Raw genomic sequence first — 24,390 nt, forward strand, 5'->3', positions numbered from 1 at the left:
GAGTGCTTGTGGGGCCGGAACGATGCGGGGGGTTCACGGACGTGATGCCCCCCGCGTCGTGGAGTGCCCGCGCCTGGCCCAACGGAGTCGATCAGCCTTTCGAAGGATCCAAGCGCCTCGCCCGCGCCAACCGCCAAGCCTCGGCCGGATCATCCCCATAGACCTCTTCCGCCGTCGTATCGGTCTCCCTCCGCTGGGTGTCGATCGCGATGCGCTTGTCGAAGACGAAGCACTCTCCGCGCCAATCCACCTCGGCATCGGGCATCTGTTCGAAGTAGTTGAGGATGCCCCCATCGAGCTGCCGCACCGTCAAGCCGCGCTCGGCCATCCAGCCGGACATTTTTTCGCAGCGGATCCCACCGGTGCAGTACATCGCGACGGTCTTCCCCTCGCGACGCCAGGTTTCGGCGTGCGCTTCCACGTAGGCGGGGAAGTCGCGAAAGTGCCGCACGCCGGGGTCGACGGCGCCTTCGAAGTGGCCGAGCGTGAATTCGAAGTGGTTGCGGTTGTCGAGCACGACAACGTCGTCGCGCCGGATCAGTTCGCGCCATTCGCTGGGCGAGACGTGGGTGTCGCGCGGGTCGGCCAGGCCGGTGACGCCGTCCAGTCCGAAGGCCACGAGTTCCGGCTTTTCATGCACCTTGAGCAGCGTGAACGGCCGCGTGGTGCAGAAGCTGCGTTTGAAGTGCAGGTCGGCGAAGGGTGGCTCGGCGCGCAAGGCGGCCTCGTAGGCGTCGAGCGCCGGCACGGGGCCACCGAGTGCGCCGGTGATGCCTTCGGGCGCCAGCAGCAGGTTGCCGCCGATGGTGTTCCCGAGGGTCTGGTTGAGCTCGCGCAGGCGCTGGGCGAGCGCGGTCGTGTCGTCCAGGCGGACGAACTTGTAGAACGAGCTGTGCTGGTGCTCGGGGGCGGCCATCGGGGGGTAGAGGGGTGCAGAAGAGGGAAACCGCGATGGTACCGGGGGACGCGCGCCGCCCGGGACCAACCCGGGTGCGGGACCGTTCCTTGCCCGCCTAGAATCCGCCACCCTTTTTCCCGCCCTTCCGGGGGCCCACCGCTGTGTCCGATCGCCTTGCCGTCCTGCCTCAATACCTGATGCCCAAGCTGGCCATGACGCGCCTGGCCGGGCGCTTGGCGAGCGCGGAACTGGGCGGCTTCACGACCTGGACGATCCGGCGCTTCATCGACCGCTACGGCGTGAACATGGCCGAGGCGGCCGAGTCCGATCCCGCGGCGTACGCGACCTTCAATGAGTTCTTCACCCGCGCGCTCAAGCCCGGCGCCCGCCCGCTGGCGGATGCGCCGCTGATCTGCCCGGTCGATGGCGCCATCAGCCAGTTCGGCCCGATCCGCGCGGACCAGCTCTTCCAGGCCAAGGGCCACCAGTATTCGACGGCGGCGCTGCTGGGCGGCGACCAGCACCTGGCCGCGCAGTTCCGCGACGGCCACTTCGCGACGATCTACCTCAGCCCGCGCGACTACCACCGCATCCACATGCCCTGCGGCGGCCGCCTGGTGCGCATGGTGCATGTGCCGGGCGACCTGTTCTCGGTGAACCCGGTCACCGCGCGCGGCGTGCCGGGCCTGTTCGCGCGCAACGAGCGCGTGGTCTGCCTCTTCGAAGGCGAGTTCGGCCCCTGGGTGCTGGTGCTGGTCGGCGCGACCATCGTCGGCTCGATGGCCACGGTCTGGCATGGCGTCGTCAATCCGCCAAGACCGGGCCGTCCCCGTACCTGGCATTACGAGAACGAGCATTTCAGCTACGAGCGTGGCGCCGAGATGGGCCGCTTCCTGCTCGGCTCGACCGTCGTGATGCTGTTCCCGAAGCACCTGCCGATGCAGTTCAACGCGCATTGGCAGCCCGGCAGCGCGGTGCGCCTGGGCGAGCCGATGGCGACGCTGGGCTGACGCGCCTCCCCTGCGTCCCCCTCAAGGGGTCCCCCCACGCATTCCCCGGCGCCTCCCCCAACGCATCGCCATTGGAGGGGGCCCGCGCCGGTCCGCCTTTGCGGGACAATCGCCGTTTTGCGAAACGACGGCGACGAGCTCCCATGACCCTGCGTGTCCTGACCGGCATCACGACCACCGGCACCCTGCACCTCGGCAACTATGTCGGCGCGGTGCGCCGCGCCATCGCGGCCAGCCGCGAGCCCGGCGTCGAGAGCTTCTTCTTCATGGCCGACTACCACGCGCTGATCAAGTGCGACGAGCCGGCCCGCATCGAGGCCTCGCGCCTGCAGATCGCCGCCACCTGGCTGGCCGCCGGCCTGGACACGAGCCGGGTGGTGTTCTACCGCCAGAGCGACATCCCCGAGATCCCCGAACTGACCTGGCTGCTGACCTGCGTCACCTCCAAGGGCCAGATGAACCGCGCCCATGCCTACAAGGCCTCGGTGGATGCCAACGTCGCCGCGGGCGAGGACCCGGACGCCGGCATCACGATGGGTTTGTACAGCTATCCGATCCTGATGGCCGCGGACATCCTGATGTTCAACGCCCATCGCGTGCCGGTCGGCAAGGACCAGGCGCAGCACATCGAGATGGCGCGCGACGTCGCGCAGCGCTTCAACCACACCTTCAAGGCCGAGCTGTTCGTGCTGCCCGAGGCCAGCATCGACGAGGAGATGGAGCTGCTGCCGGGCCTGGACGGCCGCAAGATGTCCAAGAGCTACGACAACGTGATCCCGCTGTTCGAAGGCGGCGCGAAGGCGCTGCGCGAGGCGATCTCCAAGATCGTGACCGACTCGCGGCTGCCCGGCGAGCCCAAGGAGACCGAAGGCTCGCACCTGGTCCAGATCTACGACGCGTTCGCCACGCCGGCGCAGCGCCAGGCATTCCGCGCGGCGCTGCACGGCGGCCTGTCCTGGGGCGAGGCCAAGGACCAGCTGTTCGCGCTGGTCGACGCCGAGATCGGCCCGATGCGCGAGCGCTACGACGCGCTGATGGCCAACCCCGAGAAGATCGAGGCCATCCTGATGGAAGGCGCCGCCAAGGCCCGCGCCATCGCCGCGCCGCTGCTGGCCCGCGCCCGCGAGGCCGTCGGCCTGCGCCGTTTCCAGCCGCTGGCCGCGCCGGTCGCGCAGGCGGTCAAGGCCAAGTCGACCGTCCCCGCGTTCAAGCAGTACCGCGAGTCCGACGGGCTCTTCTACTTCAAGCTGCTCGCCGCCGACGGCACGCTGTTGCTGCAGAGCACCGGCCTGCCGCAGGGCAAGGAAGCCGGCCAGTGGGTCGCCAAGCTCAAGCGCGAAGGCGCCGCGGCGCTCGATGGCGCACCGGTGTCCAGAGAAGTGGGCGACGAGCTGCTGCTGCCGGCGCTCGAGGCGCTGGTCGCGGCGGAGCTCGAGGCGGCGGCCGCCAAGGGCTGAGCGTCTCCCCCCGTGTCCAAAGGAAACCCTGGTTTAGGGTGCCAAGTCGATCACGGTCATCGAAGAAACCCGCTCGTTGCCTCGCGCGGGCCGGCGTAGTCTCCGGCGCTGATTCCGTCCGGTTTCAGCACCATCACAACAAGGAGACCCCCGATGTCCACGACCCGCCTGCCGGCTGATTCCCTCGCGCTGCAACGCCTGTACGCCTGGGAGCTCGACACGCCGAACCGGGTCACGCTGCGCCAGCCGATGGGCGGCGGCGTGGTGAAGGACTTCAGCTGGAAGGACGTCGCGGACCAGGCCCGCCGCATGGCCGCCCACCTGAAGACGCTGGGCCTGGAGCAGGGCTGGGAACCGGGCGCGCGCGTCGCCATCCTGTCCAAGAACTGCGCCTGGTGGCTGATGAGCGACCTCGCCATCTGGATGGCGGGCTACGTCAGCGTGCCGCTGTACCCGACGCTGGCCGCGGACACCATCCACCAGATCCTCAGCCACAGCGAGTCCAAGCTGCTCTTCGTCGGCAAGCTCGACGGCTGGGAAGGCATGCGGCCCGGCGTGCCGCTGGGGCTGCCGTGCATCTCCTATCCGGTCTCGCCGGAGGACGCGCAGGACGCCTACGACCACTGGGACGCGATCTGCGCCGAGACGCCGCCGCTCAAGGGCAAGCCGACCCGCGGCGCCGATGAGCTGGCCACCATCATCTACACCTCCGGCACGACCGGCGCGCCCAAGGGCGTGATGCACTCGTTCGGCAACTTCGCCTGGGCGATCGGCTCGGGCCTGAAGCGCATCCCGCTGACCGAGTCCGACCGCATGCTGTCCTACCTGCCGCTGGCGCATGTGGTCGAGCGGGCGCTGGTCGAGCACGGCTGGCTGCACACCGGCATGACGGTGTACTTCGCCGAGAGCCTGGACACCTTCGCCGCCGACCTGCAGCGCGCCCGGCCGACGGTCTTCTTCTCGGTCCCGCGGCTGTGGACCAAATTCCAGCAGGGCGTGCAGGCCAAGGTGCCGCAGCCCAAGCTCGAGCGGCTGCTCAAGCTGCCGATCATCGGCAAGCTGGTGCGCAGGAAGATCCTCAAGGCGTTGGGCCTGGACGAATGCAAGTTTGCCGCCGGCGGTGCCGCGCCGATGCCGGTCGCGCTGCTGAAGTGGTACCGCGCGCTGGGCCTGCCGATCAACGAGGGCTACGGCATGACCGAGAACCTGGCGCTGTCCCACATCACCGTGCCAGGCCAGGACCAGATCGGCAGCGTTGGCCCCGCCTACGACGGCGTGCAGGTGCGCCTGGATCCGATCACCGGCGAGCTGCAGATGAAGAGCCAGGCGCTGATGCTGGGTTACTACAAGCAGCCCGAGCTGACGGCCGAGACGCTCACCGCCGACGGCTGGCTGCACACCGGCGACAAGGCGGAGATCTCCGACAAGGGCGCGCTCGCGGGCTGCGTGCGCATCACCGGCCGGGTGAAGGATCTCTTCAAGACCAGCAAGGGCAAGTACGTGTCGCCGGCGCCGATCGAGGATCGGCTGTCGACGCATCCCGCGATCGAGGCCTGCGCGGTGACCGGCGCCAATTTCGCGCAGCCGGTGGGCATCGCGATGCTGTCGCCCGAGGCCGCCGCGCGCGACCGCGGCGCGCTGGAGCAGGAACTGGCCGCCCACCTGGAGAAGGTCAATGCGCGCCTGGACCCGCACGAGCAGCTCGAGTGCCTGATCGTGACGGCCACGCCGTGGACGGTCGACAACGGCCTGATCACGCCGACCTTCAAGGTGCGCCGCAACCGGGTCGACGAGGTCTACGGCCCGCGCCTGGAAAACTGGATCGGCCAGCGCCGGAAAGTCATCTGGGCGGACTGAGCCCCGCTCGCGCGATGAGGGCATGATGCGCGGATGAAACGCGGATCCCTCAAGCGCTGGGCGGCCCTGCTCAAGGGCGAGCTGCTCACCGTCTTCTACGCGGCCCGCGATCCCGAGGCGCCCTGGCTGGCGCGCCTCGTCGCGATCGCGGTCGCGGCCTACGCGCTCAGCCCGATCGACCTGATCCCGGACTTCATCCCGGTGCTGGGCCTGCTTGACGACCTGATCCTGGTGCCGCTGGGCTTCTGGCTGGTGCTGCGCCTGATGCCGCCGGCGGTGATCGCCCGGGCGCGCCAGCGCGCCGCCGCGCAGCGCGGCCGGCTGCCGCGCAACCTCAAGGTGGCCGCCGCGATCGTGGTGGTGTGGGTGCTGCTGCTGGCGCTGGTCGTCACGTGGCTGGTGGGCCGCTCCGGCGGCGTGCCCGCCGGGACCGTCTGAGCTCGCCTCAATCGGGCCCAAGGCCCTTCTTCGCCAGCGTCTCCGCCACCCACTCGATGAAGACGCGCATGCGCGCCGAGACATAGCGGTTGGGCGAATAGACCAGGTAGACCGGCACCGCGTTGTGATGCCATTCGGGGAACAGCGGCACCAGCTCGCCGCTGTCGAGCTGGTCCTGCACCGCGTACCGGGCCAGCTGCACGACGCCCAGGCCGGCCAGGCCGGCCGCGACATAGGCGTTGCTGTCGTTGACGTCGAGCCGCCGGCGGCCCTCGATCTCGACGCGCTCGTCGCCGCGATGGAAGACGAAGGGGAACACCCGCCCGGTGCGCGACGAGAAGTAGCCCACCGCCTGGTGCGGCTCCCGGTCCAGGTCCTGCGGTGCCAACGGCGTGCCGTGCTTCTGGAGGTAGGCCGGCGCGGCGCAGGTGCAGAACTGGATCTGCCCGACCCGCCGCGCCACCAGCCCGGCATCCTGCACCGCGCCCACGCGCAGCACGAAATCGACGTTGTCGACGAGCAGGTCGATCGCGCGGTCGCTCACGCCCAGCGCGATCTGGATGTCCGGGTAGCGGTCATGGAAGTCCGCCAGCGCCGGGATCAGCACCCGCGAGCCGGTCAGCGTCGTCACGTCCACGCGCAGGCGGCCGCGGGGCTTGCTCTGGTCGTGGAGCATCCCCTGGTCGATGGCCTCCAGCTCGCTGAGCAGGGCCATGGTGCGCTCGTAATAGGCGGCGCCGTCCTGCGTGACGCTCACCTTGCGGGTGGTGCGCGTCAGCAACTGCACCCGCAGCCGCGCTTCCAGCGCCTGCACCAGGCGCGTCAAGCTGGCCTTGGGCAGGTCCATCGAGTCGGCCGCCTTGGTGAAGCTGCCGGTTTCCACCACCCGGGCGAACGCCCGCATTTGCACGATCCGGTCCATCGACACCCTCGCTCTGGCGGCCCGGAAGATGGGGGACTGCTGACGGGCCGACGGGCGATTCTCGGGGAATCCGCACGGTCGTGCGCGTTCCGATCCGAATCGGCCTTTTGCGCCGCGTTCTGGTGCCCCGTTTCAGCGCGCCGGGGCGAATATCGATTGAATATCTCCTCGGCCGACACGAGTATCGATTCGCGCATCACCCTGAATTCGACTTAAAGCCGACTTAAGCAAAAGAAAACCCCCTCGGCGAGCAGTGGCTCATCCGAGGGGGTATAGGCGGTCGGCGACGGACAGGAGGGTGGAGTGCGGAGAACCGCCGCCGACCAGGGCCGAAGCCCTTGACCCAAAAATCGCTCTCAGGAATCTATTGTTCGAGTTCTCTCAGGAGGGGACAGGAAACGAGTCGCTCAGCGGCCGGCGACGGCGGTGGCCGGGGCGCTGCCGCCGAACTTCTTCACCAGGGTCGCGTAGTACGGCGAGCTGCGCAGTTCGGCGTAGCGCGCCTTGGCGGCATCGCGGCGGGCGTTGTCGTAGCCGTAGGTCTCCGACTGCTCGACGGCGGCCAGGCCCGATTCGCGGTAGATCTCCAGGTCGGCCAGCACTTCGGCGCGGCTCACGGCGCTGGGGGTGTTGACCGGCTGGGTGTGGGGGTTGTCGTTGGCCATCGCACTGCCGGCCACCAGGGCGGCGGAAGCGAACAGGACGGAAGCGAGGATGTTCTTGGTGCTCATGATCTTTCCTTTCGGTTTCGGTCCCAGGGCGATCAGCGAAGGGGCACGGGTGGAGGATTCGACCCGACGATTGCGCTTGGGATGCCACTGGGTTTCTCTTGAATTCCGCCGGTTGCCCGGAGGTTTCAGTCGTCGCCTGGTGGAGATTTCCTGGAGCGGTTTCGATGTGTCGATGGGCTGAACTATGAGCGATAAGGGTTGACCCTTAAATCCATCGGCTTGCAACACTCCGTTGAAAAGATCGGAACAATCGGCATTCGCGCCGGCGGCGGCCGATATTCCCGCGCGCAGTGCGCGCGGCGTCCCCCGGAAGGGGCGTGATGGCGCATGGCGCCCGCAGCACTAGCCCGACCGCGGTGCGCGTGGCGTTCGGTTCATCCGAACCGGACGTGAGGGATTTCCATCGCGGGAGTAGTCTGCCGGCATGACTGCCAAGACTCCTCCCCTGACCGGCGGCGCGATGCCGCCGGCGTCCGGCCAGCCCGGGCACTACACGCCGCACGAGAAACGCGATCGCATCCTGGCGATCGTCGGCGCCTCCTCCGGCAACCTGGTCGAGTGGTTCGACTTCTACGTCTACGCCTTCACCTCGATCTATTTCGCGCACGCCTTCTTCCCGAAGGGCGACCCGACGGTCCAGCTGCTCAACACCGCGGGCGTCTTCGCGGCCGGTTTCCTGATGCGGCCGATCGGCGGCTGGTTGTTCGGCCGCATCGCCGACAAGCAGGGCCGCAAGACGGCCATGATGATCTCGGTCCTCATGATGTGCGGCGGCTCGCTGGCCATCGCCTTCATGCCGACCTACGAGACCATCGGCGTGATGGCGCCCACCCTGCTGCTGCTGGCGCGGCTGTTCCAGGGGCTGTCGGTGGGTGGCGAGTACGGCACCAGCGCCACCTACATGAGCGAGGTGGCGCTGCGCGGACAGCGCGGCTTCTACGCGTCCTTCCAGTACGTGACGCTGATCGGCGGCCAGCTGCTGGCGGTGCTGGTGGTGGCGATCCTGGAGCAGACCCTGACCGACGCCCAGATGCATGCCTGGGGCTGGCGCATCCCGTTCGTGGCGGGCGCCGCGACCGCGGTGATCGCCTTCTACCTGCGCCGCTCGCTGGCCGAGACCGCCAAGGCCGAGCAGCTCGAGCGCAAGGAAGCCGGATCGATGCGCGAGCTGTTCAGCAAGCACATGAAGCCCTTCCTGATCGTGCTGGGCTTCACCGCGGGCGGGTCGCTGGCCTTCTACACCTACACCACCTACATGCAGAAATATCTGGTGCTGAGCGTGGGCATGGACAAGAAGGTGGCCAGCACCGTGATGACCGCGGCGCTGTTCGTCTACATGTGCATGCAGCCGCTGTTCGGTGCCCTGTCGGACCGCATCGGGCGGCGCACCTCGATGCTGTGGTTCGGCCTGCTCGGGGCGCTGGGCACCTGGCCGCTGCTGTCGGCGCTCAAGGGCGTGCACAGCCCCTATGCGGCCTTCGGGCTGATCGTCGTGGCGATGGCCATCGTCTCGCTGTACACCTCCATCGGGGGCCTCATCAAGGCGGAGATGTTCCCGCCCGAGATCCGCGCGCTGGGCGTCGGGCTCTCCTATGCGATCGGCAACGCGATCTTCGGCGGCTCGGCGGAGTACGTCGCGCTCAGCCTCAAGGCGGCGAATGTCGAGAGCGCGTTCTACGTCTACGTCTCGGTGATGTGCCTGTTCGTCTTCCTCGTCTGCTTCCTGATGCCGGACCCGCGCAGGCATGGGCACCTGAACGACGTGCATTGACGCCGGAAGGCGGGAGCGATCAGCGCCCTTCCCGGTCCTGCATGCCCAGGTGGTGGGACAGGTACAGCCGGCCGCGGAACCAGGACTCCCAGCCACTGACCTTGAGCCGGTCCAGCACCGGCCCCTTGACCTCGCTGAGGTCGAGACGGCGGCCCTGGCGCTCCAGCGTCTCGTGCAGCTCCTTGAGCGCGCTCAGGCCGCTGAAGTCGATGGCGTTGACCGGCGACATCTGCAGCAGCACCCGCTTCGTCGTCGGGTGCGTGTCCAGGTGGGCCTGGACGACGTCGGCGAGGCTGCGGCCGTTCAGGAACAGCAGGCTCTCGTCGATGCGCAGGCCCAGCACCTCGGGGTCGAGCACGACCTGGTGGCGCTCGACGTTGCGGTAATGCTCGGTGCCGGCGATGCGGCCGATCAGGGCCACATGCGGCCGCGCGCTGCGCTGCAGCAGCAGCGCGATCGCGCCGGCCACGCCCAGGCCCAGCGCGGCGGTGATGCCGACGAAGATCACCAGCAGCGTGACCGCCACCATCAGCAGCGCCTCGGCGCGCGCGTAGCGCCAGGCGTCGGCATAGGGGCCGAACTTCAGCCCCGACAGGACCGCCACCATGATGCTGGCCGCCAGCACCGGCTTGGGCACCCAGGCCAGCAGCGGGGAGAGCGTCAGCAGCACCACGCCCATCAGCGCGGCGACGAAGACGCCGGTCATGCGGGTGCGGCTGCCCGCGTCGCTCATCAGCACGCTGCGCGAGAAGCTCGCCGCCGCCGGCATGCCGCCGGACACCGCCGCCGCCAGGTTGGCCGCGGCCAGTCCCATCAGCTCGCGCCGCGCATCGACGCGCTGCCCGACCCGGCGCGCCAGCGATTCCGCGACCGCCAGGCTCGAGACATACCCCAGCAGCCCGATCAGCGCCGCGCCGGGCAGCATCGCGGTCCAGAGCTCGGGATCGAGCCGCGGCGGCGTGAAGACCAGCGCCAGCGGCGGCAGCTCGCCGACGCGCGGCAGACCTTGCGGGTCCCAGGCCCAGGCGATGCCGATGCCGGCCAGCAGCACCGCCAGCGGCGCGATGCGCGAGACGAAGCCCTTGGGCAGGCGCCGCACCGCCACCAGCGTCAGCAGCGAGACGACGCCGAACAGCGCCGCGACGCCGCGCCCGTCGAAGCCGTGGGCGCTCAGCGAGCGCCAGAGCTCCGGCAGCGTGCCGCCGCTGGCGGCCGAGCCGATCAGCACCGGCAGCTGGCTGGCAGCGATGGCGATGGTGGCGCCGGACTCGAAGCCGTGCAGCACCGGCACCGACAGCAGCGCGGCCAGCGCATGCAGGCGCAGCAGCGCCGCGGCACCGAGGAACAGCCCGACCTCGGCGGCCAGCACCAGCGCGGCCTCACTGGGGCTGACGCCCGCCGGCGCCAGCTGCAGCGTCTGCATGATCATCAGCGCCAGCACCGCGACCGGGCCGATGTTCAGGAAGGGACTGGAGCCCAGCGCCGCGTAGAACAGCGGCGGCAGCAGGCTGGCGTAGAGGCCGACCTGCGGCGGCAGACCCGCGAGCATCGCGTAGGCCAGGCTCTGGGGAATCAGGAGCACGCTGACCACCACGGCGGCGACGAGGTCGTCGCGCAAGGCGTCGCGCAGGTAGGGCCGCAAGGCGGCGAGGGACGGCAACGGCGGCATGAACGGGGGCGCCGCGGCAGCAGCGCGGCGCGCGGCAGTATAGGGGCCGGGCCGCCCGCCGCCGCCCGCGCTCAGAGGATCAGCGGCCCCGCGGATGGTCCCGTGGGCAGCGGCGGCAGGCGCGGCAGCAGCAGGTCCAGGCTCAGGCGCAGCGTCAGTTCCTCGCCGCGCGGCAGCGGCGCCAGCCGCGGCGCATCCGCCGTCCACAGCCCCAGCTGGACCGAGTTGCGCGTCGGATGGCGCTCGAAGCGCAGCGTGTCCAGCGGCGCGGCCGCGCGCGCCAGCACGAGGCGACCGCCCGCGCCGCTCAGCGAGGCGACGCCGCACCAGGGCTCGCGCAGCTCGACGCGGCCGCGCTCGATGCGGCGCACCAGGTCCATGGTGTCGTCCAGCCAGGCGGCGTCGGCGAAATCCTCGGGGAAGTGCATCAGCCAGCCGAAGCGCGCCGGCAGCGGCATGCGGCTCAGGTTGCGCACCGACAGCGACCACTCCAGCCGATGCTCGTCCAGCCGCAGTGTCTGGCTCGCCTGGAAGCCCCAGGTGCCGGGCGCCGAGCGGCCGGGATGCAGCATCAGCGTCACCTGGTCTGGCAACTGCTGGGTCACCTGCCAGGGCTGGTCGAAGGTCATCGGGTCCGGGACCAGGGCGTCCATGCCCTCGGCCACCGCGGTCGGCGCCTCCAGCCGGGCCGCCGCGCCGCCCACCAGCGCGCCGCGCTCGGTGATCAGCGGCCGCAGCCACGGCTCGTGGCCGCCCGGCCGCGCCTGGCCCAGCCAGCGCAGGCGGCCGCCCCGGGCCGGCGCGACCACCGCCCGCCACGTTCCCGACTTCAGTTCCAGCTCGCGCCTCACATGCATCCCCCGTTTGATCGAACGGGTCGCAGTCTGCGCGGGCGGGCGCGCCAAGGCGTCCACCCATAGGAAGGCGGCCCCCGACAGGTGCCACCCATCGGGGTGGGCGGAAAGCAAGAGTGAGCCGGTGCCCGACCGGCGATGCCTCAGGCGCCGGCGATCAGCGTCGCGATGCGCTCGTCGGACAGGCGGATCGGCGCGGCGTGGGCCGGCAGCAGCGCGACCACCGCGTGGTCGTCGCGGCTGCTGTCGCGCAGCACCGGGGTGTGGCGGGGCTCGCCATTGGCGTTGGTCAAGACGCTCACCATCGGGCGATGCGCCTTCTCGCCATTGCGCACGACCAGGCCGACCTCGCCGCTGGCCAGTCGCACCAGGCTGCCGGGCGGGAAGATGCCGAAGGCCTTGATCAGCGCCGCCGCCAGCGGACTCTGCGCCGCCATCTGGTGGAGCTCGCGGCCGGCCTGCGCCGCGCTCATCGCCGGCCGGTTGGCGCGGCTGCTCAGCCGCGCGGTGTAGACGTCGGCGTAGCGCAGCATCTCGGCCAGCTCGCCGATGTCGCCGATGCCGTGCGGGTAGCCGCGGCCGTCCGGCGTCTCGTGGTGCTGCAGCACCGCTTCCAGCCAGTCGTGGTCGTCGATGCCGGCGGCGCTCAGCATCTCGACGCTGCGGATCGGGTGCTCATGGATGGCGTCGCGCTGCATCGAGGTCAGCGGCGACACCTGGCTGGACAGCCGCGCCTGCAGGTCCAGCATGCCCAGGTTCATCGTCAGCGCGGCCTGGAAGGCCCGGCGCTGGTCCTCCGGCCCCCAGCCGAGGTAGCGCGCCGCCGCCTGGCAGGCGGTCGCGGCGTGCAGGGAGTGCGTCACGCCGTAATGCCCGGTGCCCGTGCCGGGCTGGCGCACCACCTGGGCGAGCGCCACCTCGGGCGAGCTGTCGATCAGCGAGAGCAGCAGCGTCGTCGCGCCGTCGAGCGCTTCGGCCATGCGGTCGGGCGTGGCGGACAGCGCATTGCGCACGTCCTGCATGCCGCGGTCCCATTCCTCGGGCAGGCGGTCGCGCAGGTAGGCGGGCGAGCGCGTCGGCTGCGGCTGGCGCATCGCCTCGGTCAGCTCGTGGACCTCCACCAGCGCGCCGCGGCCCATCAGCGCACGGAGCTGGGCCTCGTCGGCGATGACCTGCCCGCGCGCCAGCAGCAAGGTCCGGTCGGCGTCGCGCACGCTGAAGGCGAGCGGCTGGCCGAGGACGATGCGGTTCTTGACCGATGACAGTGAACAGACACGCATGAAGGGGCGCGGTGAGCGGAGGGAGGACCGGCCGCGCTCGACATGTCTGAAAGTTGTAACGCGGGCGGCCCGGACTCTACATCGTCCATCCCTCGCCGGGCTGAAGCCCGGGGGCCGCCCCTCCCCCTGCCGGGCGAGGGAAGCGCCGACTCCGTCACGAATGGGGAGGACGGGGGGTCAGGTTGCGGTGATCGCGGGGTAGTCGCTGTAGCCGGCCGCGTTGCCGCCGAACAGCGCCTGCGCGTCGAAGCTCGCCAGCGGCAGGCGGCCCGCGAGCCGGGCCGGCAGGTCCGGATTGGCGATGAACGGCCGCCCGAACGCGACCAGGTCCACCAGCCCCGATGCCAGCAGCGCCTCGGCGCGCGGGGCGTCGTAGCGGCCCGCGACGATGATCCGGCCGGCGAAGGCCCGGCGCAGCGCCCGGCGGAAGTCCTCAGGCACCTGCGGCGCGTCGTTCCAGTCCGCCTCGGCCAGGTGCAGGTAGCCCACGCCGCGGCGCGACAGCTCGGCGGCGGCCTCGAGGATGGTCGGGATGATGTCCGGGCAGGCCATGTTGCGGGCGGTGATGTAGGGCGCGACCCGCACGCCGATGCGCTCGGGCGCCACCTCGGCGGCCACCGCGTCGACGACCTCCAGCAGGAAGCGCAGGCGATGCGCGCGCGGTCCGCCGTAGGCGTCGTCGCGATGGTTGGAGGTGGTGCGCAGGAACTGGTCGATCAGGTAGCCGTTGGCGGCGTGGACCTCCACGCCGTCGAAGCCGGCGCGCATCGCGTTGGCGGCGGCGCGGCGGAAGTCGTCGACGATGGCGCGGATGCCTTCGGTCGTCAGCGCCTGCGGCACCGGGCAATCGACCATGCGGCCGACGCCGTGCTCGTCGGCGACCCAGACCTGGGCCTCGGGCGACAGCGCGGACGGCGCCACCGGCAGGCCGCCGTCGTGGAAGACCGGATGCGACATCCGGCCCACATGCCAGAGCTGCAGCACCATGCGGCCACCGGCGCGGTGCACGGCGCGGGTCACCAGGCGCCAGCCCTCGACCTGCGCCTCGCTGTGGATGCCCGGCGTGAAGCTGTAGCCCTGGCCCTGGGGCGAGACCTGCGTGGCCTCGCTGACGATGAGCGCGGCGCTGGCGCGCTGCGCGTAGTACGCGGCCATCAGCGCATTGGGCACATTGCCGGGCTGCGAGCTGCGGGCCCGGGTCATCGGCGCCATCACGACGCGGCTGGGCAGCGTCAGCGGGCCGAGGGTCAACGGGGTGAAGAGATCGGTCGAAGGGAGAAGGGAAGCCGTCATCGTCGTTCCAGGTTGTTTGATGGTCGTCAGTCTGGAAGCGATGGCCGCGCGGTTGAGCCGGGTGGCGGTCGAAGCTTTTTCAAAGAAAATCGAACGATGACCCGGATCACCGACCTCGAACTGCTGGTGCGCATCGCCGATCTCGGCAACCTCACGGCGGCGGCCAAGGCGCTGGACTGGTCGCCGGCCGCGGCCAGCGCGGCGCTCAAGCGGATGGAGGAGCAGCTCGGTTTTCCGCTGTTCGTGCGCAGCACGCGCAGCCTGCGGTTGTCGGGTGAGGGCCAGCGCTACCTGCCGCATGCGCGGGCGGCGCTGCGCGCCCTGACCGACGGGCGGGACGAGGCGCTCGCCGGACGCGAGGCGCTCAGCGGCGTGCTGCACCTGGCCGTGCCGTCGGACCTGGGCCGCCATGTGCTGCTGCCGTGGCTGGAGCAGTTCCAGGAGCGCCATCCGGCGCTGACGCTGCGCCTGCAGATCGGCGACCCGCTGACCGACCTGCTGCGCCGGCCGGTCGACGCCGCCGTGCGCTACGGGCCACCGGCCGGCAACGCGCAGGTCGCGCTGCCGCTGCTGCCAGATTGCCGCCGCGTGCTCGTCGCCGCGCCGCACTACCTGGCGCTGCACGGCCTGCCGGCCTCGCCCGAGGACATGGCGCGCCACGAGGCGCTGCGCTACCTGCGCGCGGGCGAAGTGCCCACGCATTGGCCAGTGTCGATCGCCGGCGAGCCGGTGAACCTGCCGCTGGCCGGCCGGCGCGTCGCCGACGACGGCGAGGTGGTCAAGCGCTGGGCGCTCACCGGGCTGGGCATCGCCTACAAGTCGTGGCCGGACGTGGCCCAGGAACTCGCCAGCGGGCAGCTCGTCCACGTCCATCCGCACTGGCGCGGCGACCCGTCGCCGCTGCATCTCGTCGTGCCGGGCCGCGCGCAGCTGTCGCCGGCCCTGCGGCAGCTGCGGGACGAGCTCCGCCGCCGGCTGGAGGAGTTCGCGCGGTCGATGCCGCGCTGAGGCTCAGCCGAAGGTCGCGCGGATCTCGGCCGCCACCCGTGGCCCATGCTCGTCCAGCACGAAGTGCCCGCCTTCCAGCCAGACCAGCTTCGCGTCCGGCAGGTCCTTCAGGTAAGCCCGCGCGCCGGCCGGGACGAAGATCGGATCGTGCTGGCCCCAGACGATCAGCGTCTTCGGGCGATGCCGGCGGAAGGCGGCCTGCCACTCGGGGTAGAGCGCCACGTTGGTCCGGTAGTTCTCCAGCAGGTCGAGGTGGGCCTCCTGCATGCCGGGCCGGTCCAGCAGCGCCTGGTCGATGAGCCAGTGGTCCGGGTCGATGCGCGCCGGGTCCTGCGCGCCGACCAGCCAGTGCCACTTCGTCCCTTCCAGGCTGATGAGGTGGCGCGCCGGCGCTTCGGTCGCCGGCGTGCGGCCGGCCCACAGCGGCTGCAGCACCGACTTGGCCTCGTCGCCGACGCCATCCAGGTAGGCGTTGGCGTTCTGAATGATGAAGCCGGTCACCTGCTCCGGGCGCTGCTGGAACAGGCGGAAGCCGATCGGGCCGCCGTAGTCCTGCATGTAGAGCGTGTAGGCCTTCAATCCCAGCAGGTCCACCAGGCCGGCGACATGCGCCGCCAGCTGGTCGAAGCTGTAGTCGAAGTCCTCGGGCGAGGGCGCGTCCGAATGGCCGAAGCCGATGTAGTCGGGCGCGATCACGTGGAAGCGGTCCGCCAGCAGCGGGATCAGCGGATTGAACATGCGGCTGCTGGTCGGCAGGCCGTGCAGCAGGAGCAGCGTCGGGGCGGCGGGGTCGCCGGCCTCGCGATAGAAGACCTGGCGGCCCAGCACGGTCGCGTGGCGGTGGAAGACCGCGGCGGCCGAGGCAGCGAAGGCTCCGGCGGCCGGGTTGGAGGCTTGTGCGGGGACGTGAGCGGGGACGGGGGAGTGGGCGGGGCTCATGACGGTTCCTGGCGCCGTTCCCGGGGTCGGCGACCCGCGTCGGAAGGCATGGCGCCAGTCTCTTGCTTCCCGGATTTCACGGGAAGTCGTTAGGATCGGGAGAAAGCCTCTCGAAATCCGGGAGGGCTGTCGCACGCTGGACCCGATGGATCGATTCGATGCAATGGCGATGCTGATCGCCGCGGTGGAAGCCGGCAGCCTGTCGAAGGCGAGCCGGCGCCTCGGGCTGCCGCTGGCGACCCTCAGCCGCAAGGTGGCCGACCTCGAGAAGCACCTGCGCGCGGCGCTGCTGATCCGCTCGGCCAAGGGGCTGGAGTTGACGGACGCGGGCCGGGCCTATGTGGAAGCAGCCAAGGCCATCCTGGAGCAGCTTGACGAGGCCGAGCGCGCCGCCGCCGGCGAATACACCGAGCCCCGAGGCGACCTGATCGTCACCGCGCCGGTGATGTTCGGTCGCCTGCACCTGCTGCCGACGGTGACCGGCTTCCTGGAGGCCTATCCGGACGTCGCGGTGGACCTGAAGCTCACCGACCGCATCACCCATTTCCTGGACGACCAGATCGATGTCGCGCTGCGCATCGGCGCCCTGCCCGACAGCGGCCTGATCGCGACGCGGGTGGGCGAGGTCCGGCATGTGGTCTGCGCGGCGCCGGACTACCTCGCCACGCACGGCGCGCCGGCCACGCCGGACGAGCTGGCGCGGCATCGCGTGATTTCGTTCGAGAGCGTGTCCACCGGCGGCGCCTGGCCGTTCCGCCAGGACGGGGTGGCGCGCACCGGCGCCTTCCGATCTCGGCTGAGCGTCAACACCATCGATGCCGCACTGGACGCCGGCCGCGCGGGCGCCGGGCTGGTGCGGGCGCTGTCCTACCAAGTGAACGATGACGTCCGCGCGGGGCGGCTGCGGCTGGTGCTCGAGGACTTCGAAGCCGCGCCGCGGCCGGTACACCTGGTCTATGCGCCGCAGGGCCGCCTGCCCCTGAAGCTGCGCGCCTTCATCGATTTCGCGGTGCCGCGCCTGCGGGACCGGCTGACGCGGGCCGCGCTGCCGCTGGCGCCTTGAGGTCCGGGTGGCAGGCGCAGGCCTCGCCATGCGCGGCGGACACGAGTTCCTCGAGGATGCCGCAGGCGTGGTGGTCGTGGTCGGCGTCGCAGCGCTTCTGCAGCGCGACCAGCTGGGCCTCCAGCGCCTGCATGCTCTTGAGCCGGGCGCGGACCTTGCCGAGCTGCGAGGCGACCAACGCATCCACCTGCACCAGGGCCTCGGGGTCGCGGCTGCCCAGGCTGTCGAGCAGCAGCGCGACGTCCGCCAGCGACATGTCCAGCGCGCGGCAGTGCCTGATGAAGGCGAGCCGCTCCAGATGGGCGTGGGCGTAGTCGCGATAGCCGTTCTCGCTGCGCGCGGGCGGCGGCAGCAGGCCGCTCTTCTCGTAGAAGCGGATGGTTTCGATGTCCACGCCGGTGGACTTGCTCAGTTCGCCGATTCGCATGCCGGGCAGGATAGCCGCTTGACCTTGGAGCGGCTACAGACTATCCAATCCACCCCCATGGCACATCAGGAACACGATCACCGTCCCGCCGCGCCCGAGCCCGCGCCGGCGTCCTGCGGCGGCTGCTGCGGTCACCCGGCGGCGCCAGCGCCCGCGCGCCAGACCCGTCAGGGCCACGATCAAGGACGCGGTGACGGACATGCTCACGCGCATGACCACGGACACACCCACGGTCACGGACACAGCCATGACCACGACCATCACCACGGCGACGTGGCCGTCGAGCCCGCGCCGCGGGTCTCGGCCGAGGCCCTGGCCGGGACGACGCGGCAGCGCTACTTCATCGCCGGCATGGATTGCCCGACCGAGGAGGGCCTGCTGCGCAAGCAGCTGCAGGGCAAGGACGGCGTGGTCGCCCTGGAGTTCGACCTGATCAATCGCCTGCTCGACGTCCATCACCGCCTGCCCGACGACGCCCCGCTGCGCGCCGCGATCTCGGCCGCCGGAATGAGCGCCGAGGCCGTCGACACCGCCGCCGCGCCGCCCGCGCCGCCGCCGGCGATCTCGACCGGCCTGCGCTGGCGCATGGCGCTGGCGGGCGTGGCCGCGATCGCGGCGGAGGCGCTGGCCTTCGCCGGCTTCGATGAATCCGGTCCGCTGGTGATCGCGCTGGCGGTGGCGACCATGCTGCTCGGCGGCCTGCCGACGCTGCGCAAGGGCTGGATCGCGCTCAAGAGCGTGACGCTCAACATCCACCTGCTGATGAGCCTGGCGGTGATCGGCGCCATCGTGCTCGGCCAGTGGCCGGAGGCGGCGATGGTGGTGTGGCTGTTCGGCCTGTCCGAGATGATGGAGAGCCTCAGCCTGGCCCGCGCCCGCGATGCGATCCGCGCGCTGACGCAACTGGCGCCGGAGACCGCGCAGGTCCAGGGCGAGGACGGACGCTGGACCACCGTCCCGGCGGCGCAGGTGGCGATCGGCGCGCGGGTGCGCGTGCCGCCGGGCGAGCGGGTGCCGCTGGACGGCCGGCTGCTCAGCGGCCGCTCCAGCCTGAACGAGGCCGCGCTGACCGGCGAGGCCATGCCCGTCGACAAGGCCCCCGGCGACACGCTGCTGGCCGGCAGCATCAACGGCGACGGCCTGCTGGAGATGGCGGTGACGGCGGACAAGGGCCACACGCTGCTCGACCGCATGGCCGCGGCCGTGCAGCAGGCGCAGTCGCAGCGCGCGCCGACGCAGGCCTTCATCGACCGCTTCGCCCGTGTCTACACCCCGGCGGTGGTGCTGGTGGCGGTCGCGCTGGCGGTGCTGCCGCCGCTGCTGGGACTGGGCGCCTGGGGCGACTGGATCTACAAGGGCCTGGTGCTGCTGGTGATCGCCTGCCCCTGCGCGCTGGTGATCTCGACGCCGGTCACCGTGGTCAGCGGCCTGGCCGCGGCCGCCCGGCGCGGGATCCTGATCAAGGGCGGGCTGTACCTCGAGCGCGCCCGGCAGTTGAAGACCCTGGCCTTCGACAAGACCGGCACGCTGACCGAAGGCCGGCCGCAGCTGGCGGCGGTGCAGCCGCTGTACCCGTCGGTGAGCGTCGACCAGGCGCTGCATCTGGCCGCGCGGCTGGACGCCGGCAGCGCGCATCCGCTGGCGCAGGCCATTGTCGCGGCCCATGCGCAGCGGCTGGGCACGGCGCTGGAGCCGGTCGAGCATCTGAGCAACCTGCCCGGCCTGGGCCTGACCGCGCAGCTGGAGGGTCAGGACTTCGCGCTCGGCAACGAGCGGCTGGCCGAGCAGCGCGGCGCCGTCGACGACGAAGCGCGATCGGCGGCCCGTTCGCTGCAGGGGCAGGGCCACACGCTGGTCTGGCTGATGCGCGGCCCGCAGACGCTGGCGCTGCTGGCGCTGTCGGACACGCCACGGCCCGAGGCCGCCGAGGTGCTGCGCACGCTGCGCGCTCGCGGCCTGGCGCTGACGATGCTCAGCGGTGACCAGCGCGCCAGCGCGGTGGCGATGGCGGGCCGGCTCGGCCTGCCGGAGGACGCGGTGCGCGCGCCGCTGCTGCCGCAGGACAAGCTCGACGCGATCGCGCGGATGGCCGATGAACAGGGGCCGGTCGCGATGATCGGCGACGGCGTCAACGACGCGCCGGCGCTCGCGCGTGCGGACATCGCCATCGCCATGGGCGCCGCCGGCAGCGCGACCGCGCTGGAGACGGCCGACATCGCGCTGATGCAGGACGATTTGCGCAAGCTGCCGGAGCTGATCGGCCTGTCCGAGCGGGTGGCGACCGTGCTCAAGCAGAACATCGTCGTGGCGCTGGGCTTGAAGGCGATCGTGGCGGCGCTCACGCTGGCGGGCATCGGCTCGTTGTGGCTGGCGGTGCTGGCCGACGCGGGCGCGAGCCTGCTGGTGGTGCTCAACGGCCTGCGTCTGCTGCGCGAGGAGCGCCCCTGAGCCGTCGACGCGGCGTGAACCGGCCATGGACGCCGTGCGAGGGCGCTGGGGAAGGTCCGCGCGACCTAGGGTGAGCCCTAATCCCGAGGCGGCGGTTGACGCTGACCTTTCGCTGACAATGGCGCGCCTGCCGCTGGCGGGCCCCAAGGGATCGACCGGTCCGGGGCCTGGACCAGCGGCAAACGCGTTCTGATCCCTGGAACGCGGTTTCCCGTGACCCGGAGCGCCGGGTCATCGATCCCTCAGCGATCCATCACGGAGCGTCGTTTGAACACAATTCAAACTCCCGGAGCGCGGCAGACCATCCTCGGCCAGCCCAACAGCCTGTTCGTCCTGTTCTTCACCGAGATGTGGGAACGGTTCTCCTACTACGGCATGCGGGCGCTGCTCGTGCTGTACCTGATCTCGGCCACGACCAAGGGCGGCTGGGGCTGGACCCGCGAGGAAGCGACCAGCCTCTACGGCTGGTACACGATGCTGGTCTACCTGACGCCCATCATCGGCGGCTACATCGCGGACCGGATGCTGGGCACGCGGCGCTCGGTGGTGCTGGGCGGCTTCATCATCGCGGCCGGCCACATCGCGCTGTTCTTCGACACCAAGGCGACCTTCTACGTCGGCCTGGGGCTGGTGATCCTGGGCACGGGCCTGTTCAAGCCGAACATCTCGGCGATCGTGGGTCAGCTGTATTCGAAGGACAACGAGGGCCAGCGCGACGGCGGCTACACGCTGTTCTACATGGGCGTGAACGCGGGCGCGTTCTTCGGCATCTCGCTGTGCGGCTACATCGGCGAGAAGATCGGCTGGCACTACGGCTTCGGCTTGGCGGCGATCTTCATGATCCTGGGCGCGCTGCAGTTCTGGTTCGGCCAGGGCATCTTCGGCGACATCGGCGGCGCGCCGAGCAAGGACGCGCCGATGGTGGACGCGAGCGAGCCGCTGGACGACACGCCGGCGCACATCGTGCGCGACCGCCTGATCGCGATCGGCGTGTTCTCGTTCTTCACGATCTTCTTCTGGTTCGCCTTCGAGCAGGCCGGCGGGTCGATGACGATCTTCGCGGCGGACTACACCGACCGCGCGCTGGTGGGCACCAGCGGGCTGGTGTTCAAGATCGTCAATTCGCTGATGACGCTGATCCCGGTGGCGATCCTGAGCTGGCTGCTGGTCAAGCTTTCCCGCAGCACCGAGGGCAAGTACGCGCTGTCCAACGGCCTGCTGGTGGTGGCGCTGGCGCTGATCTGGGGGCTGTCGCTGTGGATGCTGGGGCGTGAGTTCCAGATGGAGCAATCGGAGATTCCGGCCACCTGGTTCGGGGTGCTGAACTCCTTCTTCCTGGTGATCCTGGCGCCGATGTTCAGCAAGATGTGGGAGCGTCACTGGAACCCGAGCGGTCCGGTGAAGTTCGGCGTCGGCTTGGTGCTGCTGGGCCTGGGCTTCGCGGCGCTGTCGTATGGCGCGTCGGGCATTCCGGCGGGCGCGAAGACGGCGCAGGTCAGCATGATCTTCCTGACGCTGGCCTACCTGCTGCACACGATGGGCGAGCTATGCCTGTCGCCGGTGGGACTGTCCTACATCTCCAAGCTGGCGCCGGCGCGGCTGCTGGGCCTGATGTTCGGGGTCTGGTTCGTCAACGCGGCGATCGCCAACAAGATCGCAGGCGCGACGGGCTCCTACATCGATGCGATCTCGTCGACCTATTCGATGTCCACCTTCTTCCTGATCTTCACCATCATCCCGGCCGCCGCCGGCGTGCTGCTGATGCTGCTGAGCCCGTGGATGAAGAAGCTGATGCACGGGGTGCATTGAGCGCGACCTTCGCGAACCCGGATGGGTTCGCCCCCTCGAAGAACCCGGGCGCTGCCCGGGTTTTTTCTTGCCCGCGAGGGAAGGCGCTCCGCTTGAGCGATGCATAAGGATTGGCTATTGTTTATGCATCCCGCACCCCCATACCCTACGGAGCTCTCATGCCATCCGCCACGAGTCAACAAGCGCTGAAGCTGAACTTCAAGGAAGACACGCTCACGACGGTGTCGAGAGACGCCTTGCGTGCCATGGCCAAGAAGCTCGGTTTCAACGAAACCCAGACCGTCCTGTTTGCGCTCGCGCGCTTGAGGGACGAGGTGTTCAACGAAGAGGAATTGGAGAAGTTCATGCCGCTCACGAAGAAGCATCACGAAGCGATCGCCAAGGCGGAGCCCCGTCGCCGCGGCAAGGTGCTGGACACCCTGCTGTGAGGCCGCATGTATTGGACGCCGCGGCCCAAGTCCGGCGACATCGTTCAGTGCCGGTTTCCCGAACACGTCGGCGTACCGGGACCCAAGGAGCGGCCGGCCCTTGTTCTTCAGGTCGAAGAGGCCGTTGAAGAGCCGAAGGGCAGCGTGGTCGTGGTGGCGTACGCGACCTCTCGCCGCACGAACATGCTGTTTCCTGGCGAATTCGTGGTTGAGCCAAGTGCGAAGACAGGTCTCGTGAAGCCGACCAAGTTCGACCTCGTAAATCGGCATGCGCTGCCCTTCGACGATGAATGGTTTGCACCGGCGCCTGGCAAGTTGCCGCTTCACCCTCGCCGAGGGCGTCTGGATCTCACCAACGACGCGCTCCGTCGGCGGCTTCAAGCAGCGATTCACGAGGCCAAGCGACCGCCCAAGCGACTGTCCTGAACTCCGCGCTCTTCGGTCAGCGGCTGCTGCCGACTGTTCGACCTATCTCTTGGCGTCCTCGCGCCCATGCCTTCGTACAGGGACGTCATGCTGGCGAAGGCGTCCGCGACGCACCGTTCCGGTTCAGTTTCCCCGCGCCACGACGGCGACTGCTCGCACCCGCTTCGAACACGCAGCGCTTCAATCCCAGCAGGCGAGCTCCTCCGTCGGGCGTCTCGACTGGCCCTTTTCAGAGGGAGTCCGGCGTCCTTGCCTAATCCTCCTGACGTTTTCCGGCATCCGTCCCGACGAGACTTGCGCACAACCTTGCCCAGGCAGTCAATGACGTCCTGACAAGGCCTGAGCTTCAGGGACAGGTATTGCCCTCGGCACTTTGCGGTCATTCACCGACCGCTTACATTCCGCCGCACGCTGCGGTGCAACAGATGCCGCGGGCGTTTTCGGGAGTGATGCATGGTCGGACCGTCTTTCCATCGCAATGTCGTCGCTGGCGCCTTCGTGGCGCTGCTGCTGACCGCCTGCGGACAACAACAGGATCAACAACAACAGCATGGCGGCCCCCCGCCCGTGACGGTCGCCCCGGCGATCGCGCGCGAAGTCCAGGACTTCGATGAATTCACCGCGCGCCTGGAAGCGCCCGACACCGTGGAGATCCGCGCCCGCGTCGCCGGCACGCTCGACAAGGTGCACTTCCGCGAGGGCCAGGTGGTCAAGAAGGGCGAACCGCTCTTCACCATCGACCCCCGCCCCTTCCAGGCCGAGGTCGCCCGCGCCGAGGCCCAGCTCGCCGCCGCGCGCACCGCCGCCGAGCTGTCCAAGTCGGACCTCGGCCGCGCCGAGAAGCTGGTCTCGATCCAGGGCGTCAGCCAGCAGGAGATCGACCAGCTCAAGGCCGCCGTCCGCAACAACGACGCCAACATCCGCGCCGCCGAAGCCGCGGTGACCCAGGCCCGCCTGAACCTGGAGTTCACCCAGGTCCGCGCCCCGGTCACCGGCCGCAGCTCGCGCGCCAACGTCACGCCCGGCAACCTGGTCAACGTGGGTGAGCCCGTGCTCACGACCGTCGTCTCCAGCGACAAGGTCTACGCCTACTTCGACGCCAGCGAGGCGACCTTCCTGAAGTACGCCGCCGCCGCCCGCGCCGGTGGCGCCAAGCGCGAGCAGGCCAGCAAGGTCCACCTCGGCCTGGCCAACGAGCAGGGCTACCCGCATGAAGGCCGCATGGACTTCGTCGACAACCGCCTGAACCCGGCCACCGCCACCATCCGCGGCCGCGCCGTCTTCGACAACAAGGACGGCGCCTTCACGCCCGGCCTGTTCGCCCGCGTCAAGCTCGAAGGCACCGGCAGCTACACCGCGACGCTGATCCCCGACCGCGCCATCGGCACCGACCAGGCCAACAAGGTCGTGATGGTGGTCGGCGCCAACAACATCGTGGCGCCCCGGCCGGTGGTCGTCGGCGCCCAGTTCGACGGCTACCGCGCGGTGCAGGGCATCAAGCCCGGCGAGCTGGTGATCATCGACGGCCTCCAGCATGCGATGCCCGGCGCTCCGGTCACGCCGCAGCAGGCCAAGCTCGACGACAAGGGCCGCGCGGTCGCCCCGCCGCAAGGCGCCGCTCCCGCCGCCCCGGCCGCGTCGAAGTAACCCGGCGCGAGGTCA

Annotated in this window: 21 protein-coding genes; 12 read left to right on the top strand and 9 right to left on the bottom strand. The window is 70.2% G+C overall.

Translation table 11 applies throughout. The features are described 5' to 3' along the window. Positions 1–91 precede the first annotated feature (91 nt). On the bottom strand, positions 92–916 hold the full coding sequence (locus FHT38_RS23150; protein ID WP_183493352.1) for a rhodanese domain-containing protein: 825 nt from the start codon (positions 914–916) through the stop codon (positions 92–94). Between the two features lie 143 nt (positions 917–1,059). On the opposite strand from FHT38_RS23150, the gene asd reads away from it, so the two are divergent. The 4 genes from asd (at position 1,060) to FHT38_RS23170 (ending at position 5,660) form a co-directional block, all read left to right on the top strand. Beyond that, a complete protein-coding gene (gene asd, locus FHT38_RS23155) occupies positions 1,060–1,908 on the top strand; it encodes an archaetidylserine decarboxylase (protein ID WP_091730050.1) in 849 nt (282 codons plus the stop codon). 143 nt (positions 1,909–2,051) lie between these two features. Then, the gene (locus tag FHT38_RS23160) at positions 2,052–3,365 is read left to right on the top strand and encodes a tryptophan--tRNA ligase (protein WP_183493353.1); all 1,314 of its coding nucleotides are present in this window, start codon (positions 2,052–2,054) and stop codon (positions 3,363–3,365) included. 153 nt (positions 3,366–3,518) lie between these two features. After that, positions 3,519–5,222 (top strand): AMP-binding protein, encoded by a 1,704-nt coding sequence (locus FHT38_RS23165; protein ID WP_183493354.1) that lies wholly within the window; start codon positions 3,519–3,521, stop codon positions 5,220–5,222. A gap of 33 nt (positions 5,223–5,255) precedes the next feature. Next, positions 5,256–5,660 (top strand): YkvA family protein, encoded by a 405-nt coding sequence (locus FHT38_RS23170; RefSeq protein ID WP_183493355.1) that lies wholly within the window; start codon positions 5,256–5,258, stop codon positions 5,658–5,660. 7 nt (positions 5,661–5,667) lie between these two features. Here the strand turns inward: FHT38_RS23170 and FHT38_RS23175 are convergent, their stop codons facing one another. Continuing rightward, positions 5,668–6,564: a LysR family transcriptional regulator gene (locus FHT38_RS23175; RefSeq protein ID WP_310737419.1), complete on the bottom strand. Its 897-nt coding sequence runs from the start codon at positions 6,562–6,564 to the stop codon at positions 5,668–5,670. A 425-nt stretch (positions 6,565–6,989) separates the two neighbouring features. Next, complete coding sequence (locus FHT38_RS23180) at positions 6,990–7,313, bottom strand: DUF4148 domain-containing protein (protein WP_221211165.1); 324 nt, start codon at positions 7,311–7,313, stop codon at positions 6,990–6,992. Positions 7,314–7,737: 424 nt separating this feature from the next. On the opposite strand from FHT38_RS23180, the gene FHT38_RS23185 reads away from it, so the two are divergent. Beyond that, complete coding sequence (locus FHT38_RS23185) at positions 7,738–9,084, top strand: MFS family transporter (RefSeq protein ID WP_221213881.1); 1,347 nt, start codon at positions 7,738–7,740, stop codon at positions 9,082–9,084. Positions 9,085–9,103: 19 nt separating this feature from the next. Here FHT38_RS23185 and FHT38_RS23190 read toward each other — a convergent pair whose 3' ends face one another. From FHT38_RS23190 to FHT38_RS23205, 4 genes are all read right to left on the bottom strand, one after another. After that, positions 9,104–10,753: a SulP family inorganic anion transporter gene (locus FHT38_RS23190; protein ID WP_175538410.1), complete on the bottom strand. Its 1,650-nt coding sequence runs from the start codon at positions 10,751–10,753 to the stop codon at positions 9,104–9,106. Between the two features lie 71 nt (positions 10,754–10,824). Next, positions 10,825–11,610, bottom strand: a complete 786-nt coding sequence (locus FHT38_RS23195; protein WP_183493357.1) for a hypothetical protein — start codon at positions 11,608–11,610, stop codon at positions 10,825–10,827. Between the two features lie 140 nt (positions 11,611–11,750). Beyond that, complete coding sequence (locus FHT38_RS23200; protein ID WP_091730086.1) at positions 11,751–12,887, bottom strand: HD-GYP domain-containing protein; 1,137 nt, start codon at positions 12,885–12,887, stop codon at positions 11,751–11,753. Positions 12,888–13,064: 177 nt separating this feature from the next. Beyond that, positions 13,065–14,180 carry an alkene reductase gene (locus FHT38_RS23205; RefSeq protein ID WP_183493358.1) on the bottom strand — a complete coding sequence of 372 codons (1,116 nt, stop codon included), beginning with the start codon at positions 14,178–14,180 and terminating at the stop codon, positions 13,065–13,067. Positions 14,181–14,276: 96 nt separating this feature from the next. Between FHT38_RS23205 and FHT38_RS23210 the strand changes: the two genes are divergently transcribed. Beyond that, complete coding sequence (locus tag FHT38_RS23210; protein ID WP_183493359.1) at positions 14,277–15,188, top strand: LysR family transcriptional regulator; 912 nt, start codon at positions 14,277–14,279, stop codon at positions 15,186–15,188. A gap of 3 nt (positions 15,189–15,191) precedes the next feature. On the opposite strand, the gene FHT38_RS23215 is transcribed toward FHT38_RS23210, so the two are convergent. After that, positions 15,192–16,127 (bottom strand): alpha/beta fold hydrolase, encoded by a 936-nt coding sequence (locus tag FHT38_RS23215; protein ID WP_183493360.1) that lies wholly within the window; start codon positions 16,125–16,127, stop codon positions 15,192–15,194. A 145-nt stretch (positions 16,128–16,272) separates the two neighbouring features. On the opposite strand from FHT38_RS23215, the gene FHT38_RS23220 reads away from it, so the two are divergent. Beyond that, complete coding sequence (locus FHT38_RS23220) at positions 16,273–17,190, top strand: LysR family transcriptional regulator (RefSeq protein ID WP_183493361.1); 918 nt, start codon at positions 16,273–16,275, stop codon at positions 17,188–17,190. Here FHT38_RS23220 and FHT38_RS23225 read toward each other — a convergent pair. Then, positions 17,123–17,617 (bottom strand): Cd(II)/Pb(II)-responsive transcriptional regulator, encoded by a 495-nt coding sequence (locus tag FHT38_RS23225; RefSeq protein ID WP_091730107.1) that lies wholly within the window; start codon positions 17,615–17,617, stop codon positions 17,123–17,125. The genes FHT38_RS23220 and FHT38_RS23225 overlap by 68 nt on opposite strands. A 273-nt stretch (positions 17,618–17,890) precedes the next feature. Here FHT38_RS23225 and FHT38_RS23230 point away from each other — a divergent pair, with 273 nt between their 5' ends. From FHT38_RS23230 to FHT38_RS23250, 5 genes are all read left to right on the top strand, one after another. Then, complete coding sequence (locus FHT38_RS23230) at positions 17,891–20,065, top strand: cation-translocating P-type ATPase (protein ID WP_310737420.1); 2,175 nt, start codon at positions 17,891–17,893, stop codon at positions 20,063–20,065. A gap of 267 nt (positions 20,066–20,332) precedes the next feature. After that, the gene (locus FHT38_RS23235) at positions 20,333–21,874 is read left to right on the top strand and encodes a peptide MFS transporter (RefSeq protein WP_091730114.1); all 1,542 of its coding nucleotides are present in this window, start codon (positions 20,333–20,335) and stop codon (positions 21,872–21,874) included. Between the two features lie 158 nt (positions 21,875–22,032). Next, positions 22,033–22,302, top strand: coding sequence for a hypothetical protein (locus tag FHT38_RS23240; protein WP_147242347.1), 270 nt, complete (start codon positions 22,033–22,035; stop codon positions 22,300–22,302). A 6-nt stretch (positions 22,303–22,308) separates the two neighbouring features. Beyond that, a complete protein-coding gene (locus FHT38_RS23245; protein WP_183493363.1) occupies positions 22,309–22,728 on the top strand; it encodes a type II toxin-antitoxin system PemK/MazF family toxin in 420 nt (139 codons plus the stop codon). 453 nt (positions 22,729–23,181) lie between these two features. Further along, a complete protein-coding gene (locus tag FHT38_RS23250; RefSeq protein WP_183493364.1) occupies positions 23,182–24,375 on the top strand; it encodes an efflux RND transporter periplasmic adaptor subunit in 1,194 nt (397 codons plus the stop codon). Positions 24,376–24,390 lie beyond the last annotated feature (15 nt).

The organism is Mitsuaria sp. BK041 (genome assembly GCF_014193085.1).
Classification (GTDB): domain Bacteria; phylum Pseudomonadota; class Gammaproteobacteria; order Burkholderiales; family Burkholderiaceae_C; genus Roseateles.

Excerpts from the sequence above, each read along its gene's own strand:
- FHT38_RS23150 (WP_183493352.1), bottom strand. The coding sequence starts at position 916 with ATGGCCGCCCCCGAGCACCAGCACAGCTCGTTCTACAAGTTCGTCCGC.
- FHT38_RS23160 (WP_183493353.1), top strand. The coding sequence starts at position 2,052 with ATGACCCTGCGTGTCCTGACCGGCATCACGACCACCGGCACCCTGCAC.
- FHT38_RS23165 (WP_183493354.1), top strand. The coding sequence starts at position 3,519 with ATGTCCACGACCCGCCTGCCGGCTGATTCCCTCGCGCTGCAACGCCTG.
- FHT38_RS23170 (WP_183493355.1), top strand. The coding sequence starts at position 5,256 with ATGAAACGCGGATCCCTCAAGCGCTGGGCGGCCCTGCTCAAGGGCGAG.
- FHT38_RS23175 (WP_310737419.1), bottom strand. The coding sequence starts at position 6,564 with ATGCGGGCGTTCGCCCGGGTGGTGGAAACCGGCAGCTTCACCAAGGCG.
- FHT38_RS23180 (WP_221211165.1), bottom strand. The coding sequence starts at position 7,313 with ATGAGCACCAAGAACATCCTCGCTTCCGTCCTGTTCGCTTCCGCCGCC.
- FHT38_RS23185 (WP_221213881.1), top strand. The coding sequence starts at position 7,738 with ATGACTGCCAAGACTCCTCCCCTGACCGGCGGCGCGATGCCGCCGGCG.
- FHT38_RS23190 (WP_175538410.1), bottom strand. The coding sequence starts at position 10,753 with ATGCCGCCGTTGCCGTCCCTCGCCGCCTTGCGGCCCTACCTGCGCGAC.
- FHT38_RS23195 (WP_183493357.1), bottom strand. The coding sequence starts at position 11,610 with ATGCATGTGAGGCGCGAGCTGGAACTGAAGTCGGGAACGTGGCGGGCG.
- FHT38_RS23200 (WP_091730086.1), bottom strand. The coding sequence starts at position 12,887 with ATGCGTGTCTGTTCACTGTCATCGGTCAAGAACCGCATCGTCCTCGGC.
- FHT38_RS23205 (WP_183493358.1), bottom strand. The coding sequence starts at position 14,180 with ATGACGGCTTCCCTTCTCCCTTCGACCGATCTCTTCACCCCGTTGACC.
- FHT38_RS23210 (WP_183493359.1), top strand. The coding sequence starts at position 14,277 with ATGACCCGGATCACCGACCTCGAACTGCTGGTGCGCATCGCCGATCTC.
- FHT38_RS23215 (WP_183493360.1), bottom strand. The coding sequence starts at position 16,127 with ATGAGCCCCGCCCACTCCCCCGTCCCCGCTCACGTCCCCGCACAAGCC.
- FHT38_RS23220 (WP_183493361.1), top strand. The coding sequence starts at position 16,273 with ATGGATCGATTCGATGCAATGGCGATGCTGATCGCCGCGGTGGAAGCC.
- FHT38_RS23225 (WP_091730107.1), bottom strand. The coding sequence starts at position 17,617 with ATGCGAATCGGCGAACTGAGCAAGTCCACCGGCGTGGACATCGAAACC.
- FHT38_RS23240 (WP_147242347.1), top strand. The coding sequence starts at position 22,033 with ATGCCATCCGCCACGAGTCAACAAGCGCTGAAGCTGAACTTCAAGGAA.
- FHT38_RS23245 (WP_183493363.1), top strand. The coding sequence starts at position 22,309 with ATGTATTGGACGCCGCGGCCCAAGTCCGGCGACATCGTTCAGTGCCGG.
- FHT38_RS23250 (WP_183493364.1), top strand. The coding sequence starts at position 23,182 with ATGGTCGGACCGTCTTTCCATCGCAATGTCGTCGCTGGCGCCTTCGTG.